We start from the raw sequence: 21,825 nt of genomic DNA on the forward strand, positions 1-21,825 counted from the left end.
TCCACCTCGCCTTATCAGGGTTATTGTCTTTCGAACCAGGCGCGCAGCTGCGCTTCAAGTTCATTGATGTCGATGATGTTGTTGATCACCACCAGCTGGCTTTCCGGCACGCTGGCGCTGGCCGCAATGTCTTTTGCCATCACGAACAGATCGGCCGCGCCCGGCGTGGCCGAGGAGAGATCGGAATGTTCAACCTCAGCCTCAATCTCCAGCTTTTTGAGCACCTTTTTTATATTCATTTCGACCATAAAACTGCTGCCCAGGCCAGAACCGCAAATAGCCATGATTTTCATTGTTGTCCCCTTATTTTGAGTAGAGTACGCCCCATCACGCTGACGCATAATGTTGTGAAAAACCGGATTACAGAATTAAATCAGAAGCGGTTAATAATTGTTTTAATTTCCTCCCGCGTATTCGCCTGATGCAGTTTCTCCATATCCTCGTCGCTGGAAAATAATTCCGCGAGTGCGGATATCATTTCAATATGGCTATGTTTGTCCGGTGCCGCGAGCATGATAATCACATCGACAGGGTCAAACTCACCGGCACCAAACGAGACGCCCTGTTTTAGTTTTAATAACGACAACCCCAGTCCTTTGGCGCCTTCCTCCGGCCGCGCATGCGGCATCGCCAGCCCTGGTGCCAGCACATAATAAGGTCCTAACGTGTGGTGCTGCTGAATGATGGCCGTGACGTATTCAGGCTCAATCACCTGCAAATCCAGCAGCGGCTTCGCGCACAGCTCCAGCGCCTGCGGCCAGTTTTCCACGCTATCCTGCAGCGTGATGGTTGTATCATATATCCATTTTTTGAGCACTTTTTACTCCCGCGACACGCTAAAGATGAGCAAACTTTATTCAACACATCGCTGGATGACTGCGATCGGGATCACAAAGATAGCGCTACCAATCGTTAACATGCAGAAATGTGATAGCGCTATCAAATTACATTCACGGCGCTAAATCACAGCAAAAAAAGGGATTTAAGGCGTATACTGCCTGTCACGTGAAGCGAAGGAAATGAAGAACGCGTCTGGTCAGCAGGAAGGTGTATGTCTCTAACCCGAAAACGGCGCAGTACTGGTAAAGTGACACTCGCCGATGTCGCACAGCTTGCCGGTGTGGGCACGATGACCGTGTCCCGTGCACTCCGCACGCCCGAACAGGTTTCCGATAAATTACGAGAAAAAATTGAAGCTGCCGTGCAGGAGCTGGGTTATATGCCTAATCTTGCCGCCAGCGCGCTTGCCTCGGCGTCGTCGTGGACGATAGCCATGGTGGTGCCCAACCTCTCCGAAGCCGGCTGCTCGGAGATGTTCGCCGGGCTACAGCAGGTGCTGCAGCCTGCCGGGTATCAGATCATGCTGGCAGAATCCCAGCATCGCCTGGAGCAGGAGGAGAAACTGCTGGAGACGCTGCTGGCGTCGAACATTGCCGCCGCTATCCTGCTCAGCGTTGAACATACCGATACCGTTCGCCACTGGCTGAAAAACGCCTCTATTCCGGTGATGGAGATGGGCGCCATGCGCGCCGACCCGATTGATATGAATATCGGGATTGATAACGTAGCGGCCATGTATGAGCTCACGGAAATGGTGATTAAGCGCGGCTACCAAAATATTGGCCTCCTGTGCGCCAACCAGGAGCAGTGGATTTTCCAGCAGCATCTGCAGGGCTGGTACAAGGCCATGCTTCGCCACCATATGTCGCCGAACCGGGTCATTAACGCGGCGATGCCGCCGAGCTTCTCGACCGGCGCGGCGCAGCTGCCTGAATTCCTGCTGGCGTGGCCGGAGCTGGATGCGCTGGTGTGCGTCTCTGACGAGCTGGCCTGCGGCGCGCTGTACGAGTGTCAGCGCAGGCGAATCAAGGTGCCGGACGATCTGGCGGTGGTAGGGTTTGGCGATAGCGACGTGAGCCGCGTCTGTCAGCCGCCGCTGACGACGATGGCGGTACCGCATCGTAAGATTGGAGTTGAAGCCGGGAAAGCACTACTGGAGCGACTGAATGGCGGCGACTGGCGCGATCAAAAGCCCATCGCGTCCAGTCTGTGTCTGAGAGAGAGTTGCTGAAGCTTACTCAGCCTCTTCCTCTTTCTCTGATTTGGTCGATTCGTTTTTGGCGTTGCGGGTCATCCACAGCGCCAGCGCTTTTAATGAATCCGGCGTAAACTCGTCGCAACGCGCGGTAATTTCTTCCGGTGTCATCCAGCAGACTTCACTCACCTCTTCTTCCTGCAGGGCAAACGGGCCGTGAGAAACGCAGCTAAACAGCCCGCCCCAGACGCGGCAGTTTTCGTCTTCGAAATAGAACTGACCGTGCTCGGCAAACGGCACACCGGCGATGCCTAACTCTTCTTCTGCTTCGCGACGCGCGGAATCCAGCAGCACTTCATCTGCCTGGACAACACCGCCTGCGGTGGCATCCAGCATACCCGGGAGAAAATCTTTGGTGTTCGTGCGGCGCTGGACCAGAATTTTGCCCATACCGTCATGCACAACGATGTACGTTGCACGGTGACGCAGACGCTCCGCACGCATTTGTTCGCGACTGGCCTGCGCGATCACTTCATTCTCTTCGCTGACAATGTCAACCCACTCTGTACTTGCCAAATGACTCTGCTCCACCATCGGGAAACCTTCTCTTCTAAGCGCTCTTTCGGCGCGTTTGCAGTTGAGGTGTAACTTACGGATTAATCGCTACCTGCGCAATAACTTGCTGATCATTAAGTGCGATAACGCTCAAGGTATTTCCTTCCAGCATGCCGTAGCTCGCAGGATATCCGCCTTTTGGGATGCTGACCGAGCCCGGATTAAAGTGATAAATCTCACCGCGTTTTTCCGCAACCGGAATATGAGTATGACCGTAAACCAGGACATCGCCAGCCGCGAGAGCCGGGAGATTATCCGGGCTGAAAAGATGTCCGTGGGTCAGGAACAGGCGGTGTTGTTCGAGCAGCACCTGCTGCCACGGCGCGGTAATGGGAAAATGCAGCAGCATCTGGTCCACTTCGCTGTCGCAGTTGCCGCGAACGGCAATGATGCGCGAGGCGAACTGGTTGAGTTTTTCCGCGACCTGCGCAGGGGCATAGCCCTCCGGCAGCGCGTTGCGCGGGCCGTGATTCAGCACGTCGCCCAAAATAATCAGCCACTGCGCACCGCTTTGTGCAAACAGGGAAAGGACACGCTCGGTTGCGGGCAGCGATCCATGGATATCCGACGCAAACATCAGTTTCATCAGTCACTCCTCGGTAAAACAGACTGCCCCAATCATACCTTAAGCGTCGGGGCTTATCAGCCCGCGCGCTTAGCCGAGAGTGCCACATAGCGCTGCACGGAGGCACGCTGCCACTGAAACGCAGCATAATCCACCAGCAGCTGCGGCACCTCATCACCGTTGAGGATCAGGCGGTTTAGCATCAACGCCAGATCGGCGTCGGCAATGCACCACTCGCCAAAAAGATTCGGGTTGCCATGGGCAAGCAGCGAGGTGGCGGTTTCAATGAGTTTTTGCGCGCTTTCTACACCTTCTGCGCTCAGCGCTGGCTTTTTCACCCCGGCGAACACGACGTCCGTTGAGCGTTCCACGCGAATTGGCACCAGATCGCTACGCAGCCACGCCTGGATCTGCCGCGCCCGCGCGCGCTTTTGCAGATCGTGAGGATAGATACGTTCCCACTCCGGGGGGGCGAACCGATCTTCCAGATACTCATCGATCGCCGACGATTCGCTCAGGGCAAAACCGTCAATCTCCAGCACCGGCACGCGTCGGGTCAGGTCGTAACCCTGCCACTGTGGTTTGAGATGTTCACCGCCGTCGAGATCAACGGTCTTCAGCGTAAAGGTGAGCCCTTTTTCGGCCAGCGCAACGTATACGCTCATAACATAGGGAGAAAAGAAATTCGCATCGGACCACAACGTGATGACAGGCTGGTTCATAACATCCTCATAGGCTGATCGGTTTTTACTCAACATATAATCTCTTTGCCTCGCTGTCACTTGATGAAAACTCACGATTTACAACAACCACCTATACTCATTTGTCATGGCACCACTATTCGCATGGACAGGAGTTGAGAATGATCGACCTTTATTACGCCCCTACCCCAAACGGCCATAAGATCACCCTCTTTCTTGAAGAAGCCGAGCTGGATTACAGGATCATTCGCGTGGATATCAGCAAAGGCGAACAGTTCAGCCCTCTCTTTCTGGCTATTTCGCCGAATAATAAAATCCCGGCCATTATTGATAACCAGCCGGCGGACGGGGGCAGACCATTGAGCCTGTTTGAATCCGGTGAAATTTTGCTCTATCTGGCGGAGAAAACCGGCAAGCTGCTGAGCGGCGAACTGCGCGAGCGTCACCATACCCTGCAATGGCTTTTCTGGCAGGCAAGCGGGCTGGGCCCCATGCTGGGACAAAATCATCATTTTACCGCTTACGCCCCGCAGCCTATTCCTTACGCGATAGAACGCTATCAGGTTGAGACTCAACGGCTCTATGACGTTCTGAACCGTCGGCTGAAGAAAACGCCGTGGCTCGGGGGCGATCATTACAGTATTGCCGATATCGCCTGCTGGCCGTGGGTGAATACGCATGAAAAACATCGCATTGACCTGGCCGCTTACCCGGCGGTGAACAACTGGTTTGAGCGCATCCGGACCCGCCCGGCGACCGAGCGGGCGATGCAAAAAATCCAGCAAATTTAACCCGGTATGAGGCTGGGTGCCTGTGAAGCTCTCATGTATTATGGGCAGGAAATACTGACACGGAGAAGACCTGCAATGTCACAGCCAGACGCTATTATTCGCATAAAAAATTTACGCCTGCGTACCTTCATCGGCATCAAAGAGGAAGAGATCGCCAACCGTCAGGATATTGTCATTAACGTGGTAATTCACTACCCCGCAGACAAAGCGCGGGCCAGCGAAGACATCAACGACGCGCTGAACTACCGCACAATCACCAAGAACATCATTCAGTACGTTGAGAATAATCGCTTCTCTCTGCTGGAAAAATTAACTCAGGATGTGCTCGATATCGCACGCGAACATCACTGGGTCACTTATGCTGAAGTTGAGATCGATAAACTTCACGCCCTGCGCTATGCCGACTCCGTCTCCATGACGTTAAGCTGGCGGCGCCAGGCGTAAACCTGGAGGTTGTATGAAGATTTTGCTGACCGGCGGTACAGGCCTGATTGGTCGTCACCTCATTGCGCGTCTGCAGGCCTTGCATCACGACATTACCGTGGTCACGCGCAGCCCGGAGAAAGCGCGCCAGGTGCTGGGGGCAGGTGTTGATATCTGGAAAAATCTGGCCGAGCAGCAAAATCTGGACGGCTTCGACGCCGTCATTAACCTCGCGGGTGAACCCATCGCCGATAAGCGCTGGACGGAAGAGCAAAAACAGCTGTTATGCAGCAGCCGGTGGAACATTACCGAAAAGCTGGTCGAGCTGATCCGCAATAGCCACACGCCGCCTTCGGTGCTGATTTCGGGTTCCGCAGTGGGCTACTACGGCGATCTTGGCGAGGTGGTGGTGACCGAGGAAGAGCCGCCCCATAACGAGTTTACCCATAAGCTCTGCGCCCAGTGGGAGCGTATCGCCTGCGCGGCGCAGAGCGAGCGGACCCGCGTCTGCCTGCTGCGGACCGGTGTCGTTCTCGCGCCGAAAGGCGGCATTCTGGCTAAGATGCTTCCCCCTTTCCGGCTCGGACTCGGTGGCCCCATCGGTAATGGTCGTCAGTACCTGGCCTGGATCCATATCGACGATATGGTCAACGGGATTCTCTGGCTGCTGGATAACGATCTGCGCGGGCCGTTCAATATGGTTGCGCCGTATCCGGTGCGTAATGAACAGTTTGCCCACGCGCTGGGGCATGCCCTGCACCGTCCGGCAATTTTGCGCGTGCCTGCGACGGTTATTCGCCTGATGATGGGTGAAGCGTCTGTTCTGGTATTAGGCGGGCAGCGGGCACTGCCCAAACGGCTGGAAGCGGCCGGGTTTGCGTTCCGCTGGTATGAATTAGAAGAGGCGCTGGGGGATGTGGTGCGGTGAATATGGTACAGTGACAGGCCGTGTTCCGAAGATATGGCGTAACAATGGCAACCATCACCACACCCCGGCTTTACCTCACCCCTTTCGAACCCACTGACTGGGCCTTCTTCCGCTCGCTACGAGAAGATCGCAGTATCATGCGCTACATGGCCGCCATCGCGCCGGAAAAAGAGAATCGACGCGTGTTTGCCGCGCGACTCGCTGCTGCTCATGTGTTTGTCATTCGCTCCCGGAATGATGATACGCCGCTGGGCGATATCGGCCTGCAAATCAGCGCAGAGAATCGTGAAGAGGCGGATATCGGCTATACGGTTGTACCTGCCGCGCAAGGGAAAGGTATCGCCAGCGAGGCGCTGCGCGCGGTGTGTGATTATGCGTTCAACCAGACCGGCGTGAAAGCGATTAACGCGTATGTCCTGGCGGACAACGGCGGGTCGGTGCGGGTGCTGGAGAAAGTCGGGTTCGTGCGTACGCAGGTGCTGGAAAAGGCGTATGAGATTGACGGCGTGCGCTATGACGACTGGGTGTACAGGTTGGAGTGCGGTGCGGCCTGATGCCCTCACCTCGCCCCTCTCCCACAGGGAGAGGGGAAAGACAAAATCTACTTCAACGACCCCTTCAGGAACTGTTGCAAACGCGGGCTTTGTGGGTTCGCCAGCACTTCGTCCGGGTGCCCCTGCTCTTCAATTTTCCCCTGATGCAGGAAGATAACGTGGTTCGAGACGTTACGGGCGAAGCTCATCTCGTGCGTCACCACCACCATCGTTTTGCCCTCTTCGGCCAGCTTCTGCATGATGCGCAGCACTTCGCCAACGAGTTCGGGGTCCAGCGCGGAGGTCGGTTCGTCGAACAGCAGCACCTCGGGTTCCATCGCCAGCGCGCGTGCGATGGAGACACGCTGCTGCTGACCGCCGGAGAGATGCACCGGGTATTTCATCTGCTGGCGCTCGTCGATGCCCACTTTCGCCAGGTATTTCACCGCGCGCTCGCGAGCTTCATGCTTGCTCAGGCCCAGCACCTGAACCGGCGCTTCCATCACGTTCTCCAGCACCGTCATGTGGCTCCAGAGGTTGAAGTGCTGAAAAACCATCGTCAGGCGGGTACGCAGCAGGCGTAGCTGATTTTTATCCGCAACCTTCAGCTGTCCGTCTTTGTCACGGACCAGGTTAATATTCTGCCCGCTCACCACAATCGAGCCTTCGCTCGGCTTTTCGAGGAAGTTAATGCAGCGCAGGAAGGTACTTTTCCCCGAGCCGGATGAGCCGATGATACTGATTACGTCGCCAGCATTTGCCTGCAGCGACACCCCTTTCAGCACTTCATGTTCGCCGTAGCGTTTGTGCAAATCAATAACGTTTAATTTGTTCTCAGCCATCATCTTTCTCAGTGCGTCGAAGAAGGTTTTATATGCTGCAACCAGCGTTTTTCAGCCTTACGGAACAGGCTAATCAGAACATAAGAGATAATTAAATAGAGCACCGCCGCAATGCCAAACGCGGTAAACGGCTGATAGGTCGCGGAGTTAATATCGCGCGCGATTTTGAGCAGATCCGGCACCGTCGCGGTAAAAGCGAGCGCGGTGGAGTGCAGCATCAAAATCACTTCATTACTGTACGCCGGTAACGCAATACGCAGGGCCGACGGCAGAATGATGCAGCGGTAGAGTTTCACCGACGAGAAGCCGTAGGCCCGCGCAGCTTCTATCTCACCGTAAGGGACAGAACGAATCGCCCCCGCGAAAATCTCGGTGGTGTAGGCGCAGGTGTTGAGCGTCAACGCCAGCACCGTACAGTTCAGACCGCTGCGGAAGAACGCATTCAGCATCTCAGTGCCTTTTACGATCTCAAGCGTATACATCCCCGAATAGAACACCAGCAGCTGCACGTACAGCGGCGTACCGCGAAATACGTAGGTGAACAGCCAGATCGGGAACTGGATGAATTTATTGTTCGACACGCGGCCAATGGCGAGAAACACCGCCAGAATACCGCCCATCACCACGGAGGAGATCAGCAGCCAGAGGGTAATCGCCACGCCGGTAAAGCGGTAGCCATCTGTCCACAGCAGCGATTTCCAGTATTCCTGAATAATCTCAATCACAGGTCAGCCCTCTTCACACCCACGGAGTAGCGACGCTCGAGAAGAAGCAGCACACCATTGGAGACGGTCGTAAAGACCAGATAGATCACGCCGCAGACCACCGCAAAGTAGAACGGCTCCCAGGTGCTCTTGCCGGCCAGCTGAGTCGCTTTCACGACGTCTTCCAGACCGAGCAGCGAGACCAGCGCCGTGGCTTTAAGGATAACCTGCCAGTTGTTGCCTATGCCCGGGAGCGCATAGCGCATCATGGCCGGGAACATAATCCGACGAAACGTTTGTGAAGAGGTAAAACCAAATGCGGTTGCCGCCTCAATGTGGCCTTTCGGCACGGCCATGTAGGCGCCGCGGAAGGTTTCGGTGAAGTAGGCGCCGTAGATAAAACCGAGGGTAATAATACCGGCCACCATCGGATCGATATCAATTTGTCCCATGCCCATCGCGTCCGTTACGCTGTTCAGCGCAATCTGCAGACCGTAAAAGATAAGCAGCATCAGCACCAGATCGGGAACGCCGCGAATAAGCGTGGTGTAGCCTTCAAAAATCAGCGCCAGCGGTTTGTTAGCCGAAAGCTTCGCCCCTGCGCCTGCCAGACCTATCAGCACCGCCAGCACCACGGAGCTGATAGCCAGCTCAAGGGTGACAAGCGCGCCCTGTAAAATAACGCCAGAAAATCCGTACAGCATACCGCGAGCCCTGTCGTATCGTGAGTGGTGGAACCGTGTCTTTTCCCCTCCCGCAGCGGGAGGGGCCGCACGTTATTTGACGGGGCGATTAGCCGCCGTAAACATTAAAATCAAAGTACTTTTTCGCCAGCTTGTCGTAGGTACCGTCAGCACGCATTTCAGCGAACGCTTTGTTCAGCGCCTCACGCAGCTCGTTGTCTTCTTTGCGCAGGCCCATACCGGTGCCCACACCAAACAACTTCACGTCCTTAATGGACGGGCCGCCAAACTTGTAATCTTTACCCACCGGCGTTTTCAGGAAGCCTTCGCTTGCCGCGACTTCATCCTGGAATGCCGCATCAATTCGGCCTGCCGTCAGGTCAGCGTAGATATTTTCCTGGCCCTGATAGGAGACGATTTCAATCCCCTTCGGCGCCCAGTGTTCGTTGCCGTAGGTTTCCTGCGTGGTGCCCTGCAGCACGCCGACGCGTTTGCCTTTTAGCGACTCCAGCGTTGGCTGAATGTCAGAAGCTTTAGCTACCACCAGACGTGAATCGGCCGCATAGAGTTTGTCGGTGAAGGCAATCTCCTGCTGGCGTTTTTCGGTGATGGAGAGCGAGGACATGATTACGTCGATTTTTTTCGCTTTCAGGGACGGGATCAGCGCATCCAGCGGGTTCTCAACGTAGGTACACTGTGCTTTGATGCGTTTGCACAGCTCGTTGGCCAGATCGATGTCAAAACCGACCAGTTCACCCTTTGAATTCTTCGATTCGAACGGCGCATAGGTTGGATCGGTACCAATTCGGATTTTCTGCGGAATGGCTGCGAATGCCGCGGTGGCGCTGGAAAAGGCCAGTACCAGAGATAGTGACAACACGAGTTTTTTCATATTTATCCTCAACAAACTGTCTTCATACGGGATTTTTACGACGACGGGGTGGTGCTAATGTGCCATTAATCCCCTCTGCCAGGCAAAGACTAATGCCCTTCAGGCGGGAATTTTTGCATTATAAATGCGTAAGTATGCACAAAGCGATCCAATACAGTGCATTTAACGCACTGTATTGGGTCAACCGCTCCCGCAACGCACCTCTCCGGTGCGTTACAGCCAGGTGTTATTCACCGTATACGTTGAAGTCGAAGTATTTCTTCGCCAGTTTGTCGTAAGTACCGTCTTTACGCAGCTCTGCAAAGGCTTTGTCGAAGGCGGCTTTCAGCTCGGTATCATCCTTACGCAGGCCAATACCGGTGCCGTCACCAAAGTACTTTTTGTCTTTTACAGACGGGCCAGCAAACGCGAATTCTTTGCCCGCAGGCTGCTTCAGGAAGCCTTCGCTCGCGGCGACTTCATCCTGGAATGCAGCATCCAGACGGCCTGCCGCCAGGTCAGAGTAAATCAGATCCTGGTTCTGGTAAGCCACCACGTCTACGCCCTTCTCACGCCAGTTAGCATTGGCATAGCCTTCCTGCGTCGAGCCCTGAAGCACGCCGACGTGTTTGCCCTTCAGAGAGTCGATGGTGGGCTTAATCGGGGAGCCTTTCGGCGCAATCAGGCGAGAATCCGCGGCGTAGAGCTTGTCAGAGAAGGCAATCTCCTGCTGACGTTTTTCGGTGATGGAGAGAGAAGAGATAATGGCGTCAATTTTCTTGGCTTTCAGCGACGGGATTAACGCGTCAAAGTCGCTGCCCACCCATGTGCATTTCACCGCAATGCGCTTGCACATTTCATTACCCAGATCGATATCAAACCCTACGAAATCACCTTTCGCATCCTTGGAAGAGAATGGCGCGTAGGTTGCGTCTGTACCGATACGAACCGTCTGTGGAAGCGCTGCGTAGCTACCTGCTGCCGCACTTAACCCCACGAGCAAAGACAGAGCCAGAACCGTCTTCTTCATACATTTACCCTCAAGTACCGTGATTTTATTATGTATTGTGTTGTGTGTTGTGTTGCAGGCTTCATCTTGCAGGTCTTATGCCACATTGCCGTCTGGTCAAAACTTCGACGTTAAATATGTTAATAAAACGTTGCGATATTGCCTTAATGGTGAAAGATAGCAGGTCTGCCGAACGAACCGGAAAGAGAAAAAGGGAAAAAACGAATTAAATGTCGAGGATATGATCGCCGTTGCATAATTGCCCTGAAACAGGGCAACTTGTCTTTTCATGCACCTGTTTTGTGCACAGATTCAGGCTCCCTGCCAGCGGCTGAAGAGATCTTCGGGCAGGTCGATGTCAAACTGATCCAGCACGCGGTTAACGGTCTGATTAATCACGTCATTCAGCGAGGTCGGGCGATGATAGAACGCGGGTACCGGCGGCATGATGACAGCCCCCAGCTCCGCAGCCTGCGTCATTAAGCGCAGATGGCCCAGGTGCAGCGGCGTTTCCCGCACGCACAGCACCAGGGGACGCCGCTCCTTCAGCACCACATCCGCCGCGCGCGTCACCAGGGTGTCCGTATAGCTGTTCACAATGCCGGAGAGCGTTTTAATTGAACAGGGCAGGATAACCATGCCGGCCGTTTTAAACGAGCCTGAGGAGATGCTGGCAGCGATATCACGGGCATCGTGAACGACATCCGCCAGCGCCTGAACATCGCGCAGGGAGAGATCGGTTTCCAGAGAGAGGGTCTGCCGCGCCGCCTGGCTCATCACCAGATGGGTTTCGACGTCCGCCACGCTACGCAGAACCTGTAACAAACGTACGCCGTAAATCGCGCCGCTGGCGCCGCTGAGCCCAACAATGAGTCGTTTCATGATTTTTGCCCTTACTGATTTCAGGGCAGACTGTGCAGGATTTTGCGGGGAGTTGCAAGTGAGGGCATTCGCCCTCACCTGCCGGAGCATCAACCTTCGTTGTGCATCTCTAAGCTTTCGAGATCGTTCTGCAGCTGGACGGCTTTGGCGTCGTCGTTGCGCAGTGAATCAAGATAGTCGAGGTACTGCTGGTCAACGTCTTTGGTCACGTAAATACCGTTAAACACGGAGCATTCAAACTGCTGAATTTCCGGATTCTCGGCACGCACCGCGTCGATGAGATCGTTCAGATCCTGGAAAATCAGGCCGTCGGCACCGATGATCTGGCGAATTTCATCCACTTCACGACCGTGAGCGATCAGCTCGTTGGCGGTTGGCATATCAATACCGTACACGTTCGGGAAGCGAATCTCCGGCGCAGCAGAGGCCAGGTAGACTTTCTTCGCACCCGCTTCGCGCGCCATCTCGATAATCTGCTCAGAGGTGGTGCCGCGAACGATGGAGTCATCCACCAGCAGAACGTTCTTGTCGCGGAACTCCGCGCGGTTGGCGTTCAGCTTGCGGCGCACGGACTTACGGCGCAGATGCTGCCCCGGCATGATAAACGTGCGGCCAACGTAGCGGTTCTTCACGAAGCCCTGACGGTATGGCTTGTCCAGAATGCGGGCGATCTCCAGCGCGATATCGCAGGAAGTTTCCGGGATAGGAATAACCACGTCGATGTCGAGATCGTCCCACTCACGGGCAATCTTCTCGCCCAGCTTGGTGCCCATGTTGACGCGCGCGCTGTAGACGGAAATCTTGTCGATGAAGGAATCCGGACGGGCAAAGTAAACGTATTCAAACAGGCACGGGTTGCTGACCGGGTTATCGGCACACTGGCGGGTAAACAGCTGACCCTTCTCGGTGATGTAGACCGCTTCGCCCGGCGCAACGTCGCGCAGGAATTCGAAGCCCAGGGTATCCAGCGCCACGCTTTCAGAGGCAACCATATATTCAGTACGGCCATCGCCAAGGTCGCGCTTACCGAGCACCAGCGGACGAATGCCGTTTGGATCGCGGAAGGCGACCATACCGTGACCGATGATCATCGCAACGCAGGCGTACGCGCCGCGGATCTGACGGTTTGTCGCGGCAATCGCGGCAAAGATGTTGTCTGCTTCCAGCGGGTAGTGACGGAAGTTATCCAGCTCGCTGGCAAACACATTGAGCAGGATTTCAGAATCAGAGGTGGTGTTAATGTGGCGACGTTTCTCTTCGAACAGCTTTTTACGCAGCTCATGTGCGTTCGTCAGGTTGCCGTTATGGGCAAGGGTGATGCCATACGGTGAGTTGACGTAGAAAGGCTGTGCCTCGGAGGCGCTGGAACTGCCAGCAGTAGGATAACGAACGTGACCGATCCCCATATTACCTTGCAGACGCTGCATATGGCGGGCTTCAAACACATCGTTTACCAGGCCATTCGCCTTGCGTAAACGGAAGCAGTTGTTTGCATCAATGGTGATGATACCCGCAGCATCCTGCCCACGGTGCTGAAGCACCGTTAACGCGTCATAAATCGACTGGTTTACCGGCATGAAACCGGCGATACCGACAATACCGCACATTCGTCTTTTCCTCGTTAAGCCACATCTCAGGGTTTATGCCCTGGGCAAAAAACTCGACGAGCTTTGCAGATAGTCAAAGAACCATCTGATGATGAAGCTGAACTCTGGAATGAGCTGCGATTTCTGCCAGTCTTCGCTTTTGGAGAACCCGGTGAAGGTATCCAGGAAGAACAGGATCGCGGCCACAATCAGCACGCCTCGCAACGCTCCGAAACAGATCCCGAGCACCCTGTCCGTTCCTGACAGACCGGTTTTCTCGACCAGCTGACCTATCACGTAATTCACGATAGCGCCGACAATCAGCGTTGCGATAAACAGCACCGCGATGGCAATTCCGTTTCGGACCAGTTCATCTTCAAAGCCCGTGAACCAGACAGACAGGTAAGTGTAGTAATGACTGGCGACAAAGAAAGCACAACCCCAAGTCACCAGCGATAACGCTTCACGAACAAAGCCACGGATCAGGCTAACCAGACAGGAAAAACCAATCACCGCTATGATGGCGTAATCAATCCAGACCATATGTGTCCCACGATTAAACGCCCTGTCATCCAGTTCGGGGCGAATTCTAACAGAAAAAGAAAACGTTTGCGTAGGGATTTCCTTCCCGCGCGTAAATAAAAAAGGCGCTGAAAAAATGTTCAACGCCGTGGCTTATCGCCTCTCTCTTAAAGGAGCAGGTCGTACTTAGTTTGCGCTGTAGCCCATCACCACACCGCTCAGACCGGAGATCTGCTTCAGCTCACCCAGCGACCCTTTCAGTTTGTCTTTAGACGCTTCTGGCCCCACGAGGATACGGGTAATTTTACCCTGCACCGGCGTGGAAGGTGAAGTGTAAACACGGTATCCCGCACTTCTCAGTTTGCTCACGACCTCGTTGACTTTGTCGGCGTTTTTCAGCGCACCGAGCTGCACCACGTAGGCTTTACCCGTTGGGGCAGCAGCTTCCTGCTGCGCCGGTTTTGCTGGCGGTGGGGTTTCTGACGCCGCGGCGAGCTGTTCTGCCGTTTTATCGCGCTGCGGTTTCGGCTGCGGCTTCTCAACCGGCTTCGGTTTTTCAACCGGTTTAGGCTGCTCTACCGGCACCGGATCGATATCGCTGCTGCTCGCTGCCGCCAGGCGAGACGGATCGAGCGACGGTGCTGCGGCATCGCCCGCGCGCACCTCTTCCGCCGCGCCTTCCGGTGGCTGAGCAGGCAGCGCCTGCGTCGCCGCGGGCAGCATATCCGGCTCATCGCGGTCACCCGGTTTAGGCACCAGCGGAATAGCGGCAAACTCATCCTGATAATGCTTTTTCTGCCCGTCGAGCAGCCCGGGAAGAATAATCACCCCGAGCGCGACCAGCACAATGGTTCCTGTTAAACGGTTCTGAAACTTACTCGCCACCGGTTCTCCCCGCGTCCATCACTTCCATGACATGTGCCACCGTGTGGAATGAACCACACACCAGCACGGTATCTTCTGGTTTAGCATCCGCCATCGCGGCATGCCAGGCCTGAGCCACGCTACTGTAGATTGCGCCTTTGCCGAGATGTTCCATCAACTGCTCGGCCGTCGCGCCGCGCGGCCCTTCCAGAGGAGCACAATACCAGCTATCGACCACACTCTCCATGCAGGCCAGCGTCCCGCCGATATCTTTATCATGAAGCATACCGATAACCGCCAGCACGCGCCCGGTTTTTGGTAACGATTTGAGACGTCCCGCGAGATACGCCGCCGCATGCGGGTTATGCGCCACGTCCAGAATCAGGCGCGGTGACTCGCTGACAATCTGGAAACGCCCGGGCAGAATTGCGCTCTGAATGCCGTTGCGGATTGCCTGCTCGCTCACCACCAATCCGCTGGCGCGCAGTGCCGCCAGCGCGGTGGCCGCGTTCGGCTGCGGAACCTGCGGCAACGGCAAGTTATCCAGTGCCCCCTGCGCGTCGCTAAAGCGCCAGCCGTTGTTCTGAACCTCATACTGCCAGTCAACGCCGCGGCGCAGCAGACGCGCGCCCTTCTCGTTTGCTACGTCAGCAATGGTGTGTGGCATATCCGGCTCGCCGACCACGGCGGGTTTATTTGCGCGGAAAATACCGGCCTTCTCGCGGCCAATGCTTTCACGATCCGGACCCAGCCAGTCGATATGATCCAGCGCGATGCTGGTGACCACCGCCACATCTGCATCCACGATATTGGTTGCATCAAGACGTCCCCCGAGGCCAACCTCAAGGATCACCACATCCATCTGCGCCTGTTTAAACAGCCACAGGGCCGACAGGGTGCCGTATTCAAAATAGGTTAATGAGATCTCACCGCGCGCGGCTTCAATTTCCGCGAACGACGCCGTATGCGCGGATTCCGGTAGTTCGCGATTTTGCACGCGAACCCGCTCGGTGTAGCGGACCAGATGTGGAGAGCTATAAACGCCTACCCTGTAACCGGCCGACATCAGGACGGACTCCAGCGTGCGGCAGGTCGTGCCTTTACCGTTGGTCCCTGCGACGGTGAACACGAAAGGTGCCGGTTTGAGCACATCAAGACGCGCGGCAACCTGGCTCACCCGTTCAAGCCCCATATCGATGGTTTTACTGTGCAGGTTTTCCAGATAAGAAAGCCACGCGGCCAGGGGCGACGTGGCTTGGGGAATGCTTTTATTTTCCATAATGCCCGGTTGTCATTAACAGATTAGAAAGCAAAAGGGCAGCGCCAACCGGCCCTGCCCTTTTCAGTTATCAGGCCTCGGGTTCCTGATCCGGTACCACCACGCCTTCGCGCGGCTCATCCGGGTTTGGCGCTGGCAGATTCATCAGCTTCGCCAGGATGCTCGCCAGCTTCAGGCGCATTTCCGGACGGCGGACGATCATGTCGATGGCGCCTTTCTCGATGAGGAACTCACTGCGCTGGAAGCCCGGCGGCAGTTTTTCACGAACGGTCTGCTCGATAACGCGAGGACCCGCAAAGCCGATCAGCGCTTTTGGCTCAGCGACGTTCAGGTCGCCCAGCATCGCGAAGCTCGCGGAGACGCCTCCCATGGTTGGGTCGGTCAGCACGGAGATGTACGGCAGACCGCGCTCCTGCATCTTCGCCAGCGCTGCAGAGGTTTTAGCCATCTGCATCAGGGACATCAGCGCTTCCTGCATACGTGCTCCGCCGGAGGCAGAGAAACAGATCAGCGGACAGTTGTCTTCCAGCGCCTGCTCAACGGCACGCACGAAGCGCGCACCAACCACGGAGCCCATTGAGCCGCCCATAAAGGAGAACTCAAACGCAGCGGCAACAACCGGCATCCCATGCAGGGTGCCTTTCATGACGACCAGCGCGTCTTTCTCGCCGGTCTCTTTCTGTGCGGAGGCCAGACGATCTTTATATTTCTTGGAATCGCGGAACTTCAGCACGTCTTTTGGCTCAAGCTCGCTGCCCAGTTCTACCAGAGAACCTTCGTCCAGCAGGCTATGCAGGCGGTTGCGCGCCGACATACGCATATGGTGGTCACACTTCGGACACACCTCAAGGTTGCGTTCCAGCTCTGCGCGATACAGAACCTGACCGCAGCTATCACACTTCGTCCATACCCCTTCAGGAATGCTCGCTTTGCGCGTTGGGGTAATGTTGCTTTTAATTCGTTCAATCCAGCTCATTGATAACCTTTCTGCCTGAACCTGGTCGTATGCCAGTTTTGCTATAAGAGGCGAATAATGCCATTTTTGCCTCCAACAGACCATGAATGTTGCACATTAAAACATAACAGCCCGAAACTTTGGATAAAAAAGTGGTCGAACCGCCAGCGTGCATTTACTTCGCTTGTTTTGCCGCCGCACGTTTGTGACGAATAATTTCGATAACGCCAGGCAGTACGGAAAGCACAATAATCGCTACAATCAGTAACTTAAGGTTTTCCTGAACCACAGGGAGATCGCCAAACAGGTAGCCTGCGTAGGTAAACAGCAGTACCCACAGCAGCGCCCCCACGACGTTATACATGGCAAAATGACGATAGGACATATGTCCCATTCCCGCCACAAACGGTGCAAATGTGCGCACAATAGGCACAAAACGCGCAAGGATAATGGTTTTACCGCCATGGCGTTCATAAAACGCATGGGTTTTATCTAAATAGCTGCGACGGAAAATTTTCGAATCCGGATTGCTGAAAAGCCGCTCACCGAATACGCGACCAATCGTATAGTTGACCGCATCACCGACAATGGCGGCAATTACCATCAGCACAACCATAAGATGCACGTTCAGGTCATTGGTGGGTAACGCCGATAACGCCCCGGCAACGAACAGCAGTGAATCCCCTGGCAGGAATGGGGTAACGACCAGACCGGTTTCACAAAACAGAATGAGGAACAGAATGGCGTAAACCCAGACGCCGTACTGCGCGACCAGCTCCGCCAGGTGAACATCAATATGCAAAATGAAATCAATCAGAAAACGTATTACGTCCATATTGTCTAAGCCCTTATTGCACCTTTGTTTAGTCCGCTAAAAACAGCGGGCCCATTGGCGGTTTCGGCAGGTCAAATCGTTCCGGATAGTCTACTGAGACCAGATACAATCCTTCCGCTTTCGCCGTGGCTGCCGCAAGCGTTCTGTCCTTCGCTGCCAGCAGGTCTGCAATCCAGCTCTCCGGCTGGTGTCCGGCACCTACTTCCATCAGGCTGCCCACAATATTCCGAACCATATGATGTACAAAGGCATTGGCTTTGATATCCACCACCACATACGCGCCAAAACGGCTGACGTTGATGTGCATGACGTTGCGCCACGGCGTACGGGATTGACACTGCACCGCACGAAACGACGTAAAGTCATTTTCACCAATCAGACACTGCGCCGCGCGATGCATACGTTCTGCGTCGAGCGGTTCATAAAAATGCGTCACGCCCTGGCTTAACACAGCCGGACGCAGGCGCTGATTGTAGATGACGTAGCGGTAACGGCGCGCCGTGGCGCTGAAGCGCGCGTGAAAATCATCCGGCACAGCTTTCACCCAGCGCACCGCAATGTCACCAGGTAAATTCGCATTTACGCCCAGCGTCCAGGCGGCATCCTTACGCACGGCGGTGGTTTCAAAGTGAACCACCTGCCCCGTGCCGTGAACGCCGGCATCCGTACGGCCTGCGCACAGGACGTTAATCGGCTCGTTTGCCACCTGAGAGAGCGCTTTCTCCAGCTTCTCCTGAACGCTGCGCACCTCATTTTGACGCTGCCATCCATAATATTTACTGCCGTCGTATTCAATACCGAGGGCAATTTTATGAACCGGCGTTTGTTCCACGTCTGACATCAGTACAGGTACTCCTGCACCAGTTTTTCAGCGATCTTGACCGCCATCAGCGCGCCGCCGAAGCGAACGTTGTCGGCAACGGACCAGAACTGGACCTGCTCCGGCATACCGTAGTCGTTACGCACGCAGCCAACGGAAAGATGCGCGCTACCGGTAGCATCGCCTACCTGGGTCGGGAACTCGCTCTCTTCAGAGAGGACGATGTCTTCCCCGCGGCCAAACGCATCGCTCGCCTCTTCTGCAGCCAGCGGACGCAGCGCTTCAAAGCCGACCATCTGCGCATGACCGTAGAAGACCGGGGACTGTACGACGCTTGCGGAGATCATCAGGCCATCGTCCTGCAGAATTTTACGCACCTCATCGACGATACGGCGCTCTTCGCGCACGGAGCCCTCGCGATCCGGCAATAGCGGCAGCATGTTGAACGCCAGCTGGCGGCCAAAGAAATCATCTTCATCAATTGGAATGCCGTTCAGCAGCTTCGCGCTCTGCCCGGCCAGCGCGTCAACGGCCTTTTTGCCGTTTGCGGACGCCGACAGCAGGCTGGTGACGGTAATGCGCGACAGGCCGCCGTCGTCGATCAGCGGTTTCAGTGCAGTCAGCAGCTGGCTGGTCAGGCTGTTCGGCACCGCAATGACGTTACGGTTGCGGTAGTCAGCCAGCACAAACGTGTTCACGTCCGGCACCACCAGCGGCACATCCGGCTCCATGGAGAACAGGCCGCTCAGGTCAATCACCAGGCAGCCTGCGTTGGTCGCCTCTTCAACGTACGCCGCAGTGGCTTCAGCACCTGCAGCGAAAAACGCCAGCTGCGCCTGCGTCCAGTCGAACGCCGCCGCATCCTGAACCATGACGGATTTACTGTTAAAACGCAGATGCTCACCCGCGCTATCGGTACGCGCCAGCGCATAGATATCGCCCACCGGGAACTGACGCTCAGCAAGCGTTTCGAGCAGGGCTTCGCCCACGGCACCCGTGGCACCTAAAATGGCAATGTTCCAGCCTTCAGACATGGTGGTTTACTCCAGAAATAAAAAAGCGTCCCTGTCGGAGTATCCGACAGGGAGCATTAAGAAGACATTAATGCGCCGGGTGATGAACGGCGTTAAACCCCAGCTTGTGCAGCAGCGTCGCCGCCGGGGCGTCGTCGCACATCACATACAGGGAAGACCACTCGCGGCGCTCAACGTAGTTCTTGCGCAGCTTATCAAACTCGCCCGGGATCCCCGCCACTTTACGCAGCAGCGCATCATCGCGGCGCACATCATACACCAAATGCACCAGCCTTTTCAGCGTTGCCTGATCGAGCGGGCCGTGGAGAGTAATGCGGCCAAATTCAGGTGCGGGGAGTAAGGTATCCAGCGCCACCTGCTGCGGATGGCCGATAAACGCGCTGTAGGCCTCGAAGACCTGCGTCGTGCCGCGGGCTTTCCCTTCGAGGGTATAACCGGCGATATGCGCGGTGCCCACGTCCACCTTGTTAAGCAGCTCAACGTTGAGGTCCGGCTCCGGCTCCCAGACGTCCAGCACCACGCTGAGATCTTGTCCTTCGTTCAGACACGTCAGCAAGGCGGCGTTATCGACTACCGGACCACGACAGGCATTTATCAGAATAGTGCCAGCCTTCAGACGGCGAATGAGCGCCTCATCGGCAAGATGCAGCGACTTATACGGACCCTCTTTAAACAGCGGCGTGTGGAACGTCAGCACGTCACACTGTTCAACCAGCTCGTCCAGCGAGCGGAAATCCCCGTCCTCGCCGTTGTCTTTGCGCGGCGGATCGCACAGCAGCGTGCGGATCCCTAACGCTTCCAGGCGCTTTTGCAGGCGCCCGCCGACGTTACCCACGCCGACAATCCCCACGGTGCGGTCTTTCAGCGCAAAACCGTCGCGCTCGGCCAGCATCAGCAGCGAGGAGAAAACGTATTCCACGACTGCAATGGCGTTGCAGCCCGGTGCGGCGGAAAAACCGATTCCGGCCTGCTTCAGCCATTTATCATCCACATGATCGGTCCCTGCCGTTGCGGTCCCAACGAACTTAATCGCCTTACCGGCGAGCAACGCCTCATTTACTTTGGTCACCGAGCGCACCATCAGGGCGTCGGCATCGTCCAGTTCGTTGACCGGGATCGGGCGACCAGGAACAGCCTTTACGTTACCCAGGCGGCTAAATAGCTCACGGGCGTAAGGCATATTTTCATCAACGAGGATTTTCACGTCTGAGTACCTGTTTGAGAGGAAGAAAACCTGCCAAGTGTGCCATAATCTGGCCGCCAGGCATATACGTCTGCCAGGTTTACGCTGAGTTTTGACTTTAAGGATTTTTGACGATGCAGCCCATTTCAGGTACGCCGCCACGCCCTCCGGGTGAAGGCCCGGTCACGCCAAACGTTGCCGGTGAACAACCGCTATCCACGCAACAGCGCACCGTGCTGGAGCGACTGATCACGCGCCTGATTGCGCTGACTTCGCAGCAGAACGCGGAAGTCTGGGCCGGGGTAAAGCATGATTTAGGCGTGAGAAACGACGCACCGCTGCAGTCGCGCCATTTCCCGGCGGCCGAACAAAATCTGAACCAGCGTATTACGACCGCGCAGCAGAACCACACCACCCGCCAGATTGTTTCTCAGCTGACGGAGCTGCTGGGTCAGGGAAATAACCGCCAGGCGGTAAGTGATTTTATTCGCCAGCAGTATGGTCAGACCGCGCTGGGCCAGCTGACGCCCGACCAGCTCAAAACCGTGCTGACCCTGCTGCAGAATAACGAGCTGTCTATTCCGCAGCCACAGGTGCGCCCGGCGACCGAGCGTCCTCTGCTGCCCGCCGAGCACAATACGCTCAAGCAGATGGTGACGAAGCTGGCCGCGGCCACCGGCGAGCCGACGAAGCTTATCTGGCAATCCATGCTGGAGCTGTCCGGCGTGAAGGCGGGTGAGTTAATCCCGGCCAAACAGTTTACTCATCTGGTGACCTGGCTTCAGGCGCGCCAGACGCTCAGCACCCAGAGCGCCCCTACCCTGCATACCGTCCAGGCCGCGCTGAAACAGCCGCTTGAGCCGCACGAGTTCGAGGTGATTCGGGATTACGCCCAGCAAAACTGGCAGGCCACGCCGCAGACGGTACTGACCACCGCGCAGGTGCAGGATCTGCTCAACCAGATCTTCGTTCGCCGCGCAGAGCGTGAAGGCGGCGTGCCGGAGGTAAGAAACATTCAGCCGATCTACAGCCCGCTGTTTGCGCCGGTCGTGGAAACCTTCAGAACGCTCTCCGCGCGTCCGGGGTTGATGTTTATTGCGCTACTGACTGCACTGGCGATTTTCTGGCTGGTTGTCTGAGGTTTGGCCCGGTGGCGCTGCGCTTA

At 55.9% G+C, this 21,825-nt stretch carries 26 protein-coding genes; 6 read left to right on the top strand and 20 right to left on the bottom strand.

The features are described from left to right. Positions 1-20: 20 nt before the first annotated feature. Together ACW9E7_RS13675 and ACW9E7_RS13680 are read right to left on the bottom strand one after the other, a co-directional pair. Positions 21-293 carry a PTS sugar transporter subunit IIB gene (locus ACW9E7_RS13675; protein WP_003861447.1) on the bottom strand — a complete coding sequence of 91 codons (273 nt, stop codon included), beginning with the start codon at positions 291-293 and terminating at the stop codon, positions 21-23. Between the two features lie 80 nt (positions 294-373). Further along, positions 374-817 (bottom strand): PTS sugar transporter subunit IIA, encoded by a 444-nt coding sequence (locus ACW9E7_RS13680; protein ID WP_111965265.1) that lies wholly within the window; start codon positions 815-817, stop codon positions 374-376. 234 nt (positions 818-1,051) lie between these two features. Here ACW9E7_RS13680 and ACW9E7_RS13685 point away from each other — a divergent pair, with 234 nt between their 5' ends. Beyond that, a complete protein-coding gene (locus ACW9E7_RS13685) occupies positions 1,052-2,071 on the top strand; it encodes a LacI family DNA-binding transcriptional regulator (protein WP_127731794.1) in 1,020 nt (339 codons plus the stop codon). A gap of 3 nt (positions 2,072-2,074) precedes the next feature. Here ACW9E7_RS13685 and yfcD read toward each other — a convergent pair whose 3' ends face one another. The 3 genes from yfcD to yfcF are packed head-to-tail and all read right to left on the bottom strand — an operon-like array spanning position 2,075 to position 3,937. Then, positions 2,075-2,629, bottom strand: coding sequence for an NUDIX hydrolase YfcD (yfcD, locus tag ACW9E7_RS13690; RefSeq protein WP_127731796.1), 555 nt, complete (start codon positions 2,627-2,629; stop codon positions 2,075-2,077). 55 nt (positions 2,630-2,684) lie between these two features. After that, positions 2,685-3,236, bottom strand: coding sequence for a phosphodiesterase (gene yfcE / locus ACW9E7_RS13695; RefSeq protein ID WP_458727927.1), 552 nt, complete (start codon positions 3,234-3,236; stop codon positions 2,685-2,687). A 56-nt stretch (positions 3,237-3,292) separates the two neighbouring features. Next, positions 3,293-3,937 (bottom strand): glutathione transferase, encoded by a 645-nt coding sequence (gene yfcF, locus ACW9E7_RS13700; protein WP_458727928.1) that lies wholly within the window; start codon positions 3,935-3,937, stop codon positions 3,293-3,295. 140 nt (positions 3,938-4,077) lie between these two features. Between yfcF and yfcG the strand changes: the two genes are divergently transcribed. The 4 genes from yfcG to ACW9E7_RS13720 all read left to right on the top strand — a co-directional run bounded on the left by yfcG (position 4,078) and on the right by ACW9E7_RS13720 (position 6,612). Next, entirely contained in the window at positions 4,078-4,707 is a 630-nt protein-coding gene (yfcG, locus tag ACW9E7_RS13705) for a GSH-dependent disulfide bond oxidoreductase (protein ID WP_023312554.1), read from the top strand. Between the two features lie 75 nt (positions 4,708-4,782). Then, the gene (gene folX, locus ACW9E7_RS13710; RefSeq protein ID WP_023312555.1) at positions 4,783-5,151 is read left to right on the top strand and encodes a dihydroneopterin triphosphate 2'-epimerase; all 369 of its coding nucleotides are present in this window, start codon (positions 4,783-4,785) and stop codon (positions 5,149-5,151) included. A gap of 13 nt (positions 5,152-5,164) precedes the next feature. Continuing rightward, complete coding sequence (locus tag ACW9E7_RS13715) at positions 5,165-6,058, top strand: TIGR01777 family oxidoreductase (protein WP_127731804.1); 894 nt, start codon at positions 5,165-5,167, stop codon at positions 6,056-6,058. Between the two features lie 44 nt (positions 6,059-6,102). Further along, positions 6,103-6,612 carry a GNAT family N-acetyltransferase gene (locus tag ACW9E7_RS13720; RefSeq protein ID WP_133294862.1) on the top strand — a complete coding sequence of 170 codons (510 nt, stop codon included), beginning with the start codon at positions 6,103-6,105 and terminating at the stop codon, positions 6,610-6,612. Positions 6,613-6,659: 47 nt separating this feature from the next. Here ACW9E7_RS13720 and hisP read toward each other — a convergent pair whose 3' ends face one another. The 15 genes from hisP to pdxB all read right to left on the bottom strand — a co-directional run bounded on the left by hisP (position 6,660) and on the right by pdxB (position 20,681). Continuing rightward, positions 6,660-7,433 (bottom strand): histidine ABC transporter ATP-binding protein HisP, encoded by a 774-nt coding sequence (hisP, locus tag ACW9E7_RS13725; protein WP_458728395.1) that lies wholly within the window; start codon positions 7,431-7,433, stop codon positions 6,660-6,662. A gap of 8 nt (positions 7,434-7,441) precedes the next feature. Next, positions 7,442-8,158, bottom strand: a complete 717-nt coding sequence (locus ACW9E7_RS13730; RefSeq protein WP_008502590.1) for an ABC transporter permease — start codon at positions 8,156-8,158, stop codon at positions 7,442-7,444. Further along, on the bottom strand, positions 8,155-8,841 hold the full coding sequence (locus ACW9E7_RS13735; protein WP_014832782.1) for a histidine ABC transporter permease HisQ: 687 nt from the start codon (positions 8,839-8,841) through the stop codon (positions 8,155-8,157). The genes ACW9E7_RS13730 and ACW9E7_RS13735 overlap by 4 nt, the downstream gene beginning before the upstream one ends. 88 nt (positions 8,842-8,929) lie before the next feature. Continuing rightward, the gene (gene hisJ, locus ACW9E7_RS13740; RefSeq protein WP_023336423.1) at positions 8,930-9,712 is read right to left on the bottom strand and encodes a histidine ABC transporter substrate-binding protein HisJ; all 783 of its coding nucleotides are present in this window, start codon (positions 9,710-9,712) and stop codon (positions 8,930-8,932) included. A gap of 226 nt (positions 9,713-9,938) precedes the next feature. Beyond that, positions 9,939-10,721: a lysine/arginine/ornithine ABC transporter substrate-binding protein ArgT gene (argT, locus tag ACW9E7_RS13745; RefSeq protein ID WP_023616063.1), complete on the bottom strand. Its 783-nt coding sequence runs from the start codon at positions 10,719-10,721 to the stop codon at positions 9,939-9,941. A 291-nt stretch (positions 10,722-11,012) separates the two neighbouring features. Continuing rightward, positions 11,013-11,582, bottom strand: coding sequence for a UbiX family flavin prenyltransferase (locus ACW9E7_RS13750; protein ID WP_136195498.1), 570 nt, complete (start codon positions 11,580-11,582; stop codon positions 11,013-11,015). An 89-nt stretch (positions 11,583-11,671) separates the two neighbouring features. Continuing rightward, complete coding sequence (gene purF / locus ACW9E7_RS13755; protein ID WP_021241570.1) at positions 11,672-13,189, bottom strand: amidophosphoribosyltransferase; 1,518 nt, start codon at positions 13,187-13,189, stop codon at positions 11,672-11,674. Positions 13,190-13,222: 33 nt separating this feature from the next. Continuing rightward, positions 13,223-13,711 (bottom strand): colicin V production protein, encoded by a 489-nt coding sequence (gene cvpA / locus ACW9E7_RS13760; RefSeq protein WP_000262116.1) that lies wholly within the window; start codon positions 13,709-13,711, stop codon positions 13,223-13,225. 165 nt (positions 13,712-13,876) lie between these two features. Next, positions 13,877-14,575 (bottom strand): cell division protein DedD, encoded by a 699-nt coding sequence (gene dedD / locus ACW9E7_RS13765; RefSeq protein ID WP_045402682.1) that lies wholly within the window; start codon positions 14,573-14,575, stop codon positions 13,877-13,879. Beyond that, positions 14,565-15,833, bottom strand: a complete 1,269-nt coding sequence (gene folC / locus ACW9E7_RS13770; RefSeq protein ID WP_271368491.1) for a bifunctional tetrahydrofolate synthase/dihydrofolate synthase — start codon at positions 15,831-15,833, stop codon at positions 14,565-14,567. Before folC ends, dedD begins: the two co-directional genes overlap by 11 nt. 70 nt (positions 15,834-15,903) lie before the next feature. Beyond that, positions 15,904-16,809 carry an acetyl-CoA carboxylase, carboxyltransferase subunit beta gene (accD, locus tag ACW9E7_RS13775; RefSeq protein WP_111965256.1) on the bottom strand — a complete coding sequence of 302 codons (906 nt, stop codon included), beginning with the start codon at positions 16,807-16,809 and terminating at the stop codon, positions 15,904-15,906. Between the two features lie 154 nt (positions 16,810-16,963). Next, on the bottom strand, positions 16,964-17,623 hold the full coding sequence (locus tag ACW9E7_RS13780) for a DedA family protein (protein ID WP_008502599.1): 660 nt from the start codon (positions 17,621-17,623) through the stop codon (positions 16,964-16,966). Between the two features lie 28 nt (positions 17,624-17,651). Beyond that, positions 17,652-18,464, bottom strand: a complete 813-nt coding sequence (truA, locus tag ACW9E7_RS13785; protein ID WP_111965254.1) for a tRNA pseudouridine(38-40) synthase TruA — start codon at positions 18,462-18,464, stop codon at positions 17,652-17,654. Further along, positions 18,464-19,477, bottom strand: coding sequence for an aspartate-semialdehyde dehydrogenase (locus ACW9E7_RS13790; RefSeq protein ID WP_458727929.1), 1,014 nt, complete (start codon positions 19,475-19,477; stop codon positions 18,464-18,466). The genes truA and ACW9E7_RS13790 overlap by 1 nt, the downstream gene beginning before the upstream one ends. Before the next feature lie 67 nt (positions 19,478-19,544). Then, positions 19,545-20,681 (bottom strand): 4-phosphoerythronate dehydrogenase PdxB, encoded by a 1,137-nt coding sequence (gene pdxB, locus ACW9E7_RS13795; RefSeq protein ID WP_111965253.1) that lies wholly within the window; start codon positions 20,679-20,681, stop codon positions 19,545-19,547. Positions 20,682-20,794: 113 nt separating this feature from the next. On the opposite strand from pdxB, the gene flk reads away from it, so the two are divergent. After that, positions 20,795-21,799, top strand: a complete 1,005-nt coding sequence (gene flk / locus ACW9E7_RS13800; RefSeq protein WP_458727930.1) for a flagella biosynthesis regulator Flk — start codon at positions 20,795-20,797, stop codon at positions 21,797-21,799. The last annotated feature ends 26 nt before the right edge of the window (positions 21,800-21,825 follow it).

Source organism: Enterobacter sp. H2G27, from assembly GCF_054403075.1.

Coding starts and splice junctions, on each gene's coding strand:
- folX (WP_023312555.1), top strand. CDS start 4,783: ATGTCACAGCCAGACGCTATTATTCGCATAAAAAATTTACGCCTGCGT.
- ACW9E7_RS13685 (WP_127731794.1), top strand. CDS start 1,052: ATGTCTCTAACCCGAAAACGGCGCAGTACTGGTAAAGTGACACTCGCC.
- purF (WP_021241570.1), bottom strand. CDS start 13,189: ATGTGCGGTATTGTCGGTATCGCCGGTTTCATGCCGGTAAACCAGTCG.
- argT (WP_023616063.1), bottom strand. CDS start 10,721: ATGAAGAAGACGGTTCTGGCTCTGTCTTTGCTCGTGGGGTTAAGTGCG.
- ACW9E7_RS13780 (WP_008502599.1), bottom strand. CDS start 17,623: ATGGACGTAATACGTTTTCTGATTGATTTCATTTTGCATATTGATGTT.
- flk (WP_458727930.1), top strand. CDS start 20,795: ATGCAGCCCATTTCAGGTACGCCGCCACGCCCTCCGGGTGAAGGCCCG.
- yfcD (WP_127731796.1), bottom strand. CDS start 2,629: ATGGTGGAGCAGAGTCATTTGGCAAGTACAGAGTGGGTTGACATTGTC.
- yfcF (WP_458727928.1), bottom strand. CDS start 3,937: ATGAACCAGCCTGTCATCACGTTGTGGTCCGATGCGAATTTCTTTTCT.
- hisP (WP_458728395.1), bottom strand. CDS start 7,433: ATGGCTGAGAACAAATTAAACGTTATTGATTTGCACAAACGCTACGGC.
- ACW9E7_RS13720 (WP_133294862.1), top strand. CDS start 6,103: ATGGCAACCATCACCACACCCCGGCTTTACCTCACCCCTTTCGAACCC.
- accD (WP_111965256.1), bottom strand. CDS start 16,809: ATGAGCTGGATTGAACGAATTAAAAGCAACATTACCCCAACGCGCAAA.
- hisJ (WP_023336423.1), bottom strand. CDS start 9,712: ATGAAAAAACTCGTGTTGTCACTATCTCTGGTACTGGCCTTTTCCAGC.
- ACW9E7_RS13790 (WP_458727929.1), bottom strand. CDS start 19,477: ATGTCTGAAGGCTGGAACATTGCCATTTTAGGTGCCACGGGTGCCGTG.
- yfcE (WP_458727927.1), bottom strand. CDS start 3,236: ATGAAACTGATGTTTGCGTCGGATATCCATGGATCGCTGCCCGCAACC.
- folC (WP_271368491.1), bottom strand. CDS start 15,833: ATGGAAAATAAAAGCATTCCCCAAGCCACGTCGCCCCTGGCCGCGTGG.
- ACW9E7_RS13735 (WP_014832782.1), bottom strand. CDS start 8,841: ATGCTGTACGGATTTTCTGGCGTTATTTTACAGGGCGCGCTTGTCACC.
- cvpA (WP_000262116.1), bottom strand. CDS start 13,711: ATGGTCTGGATTGATTACGCCATCATAGCGGTGATTGGTTTTTCCTGT.
- ACW9E7_RS13675 (WP_003861447.1), bottom strand. CDS start 293: ATGAAAATCATGGCTATTTGCGGTTCTGGCCTGGGCAGCAGTTTTATG.
- ACW9E7_RS13750 (WP_136195498.1), bottom strand. CDS start 11,582: ATGAAACGACTCATTGTTGGGCTCAGCGGCGCCAGCGGCGCGATTTAC.
- ACW9E7_RS13715 (WP_127731804.1), top strand. CDS start 5,165: ATGAAGATTTTGCTGACCGGCGGTACAGGCCTGATTGGTCGTCACCTC.
- truA (WP_111965254.1), bottom strand. CDS start 18,464: ATGTCAGACGTGGAACAAACGCCGGTTCATAAAATTGCCCTCGGTATT.
- yfcG (WP_023312554.1), top strand. CDS start 4,078: ATGATCGACCTTTATTACGCCCCTACCCCAAACGGCCATAAGATCACC.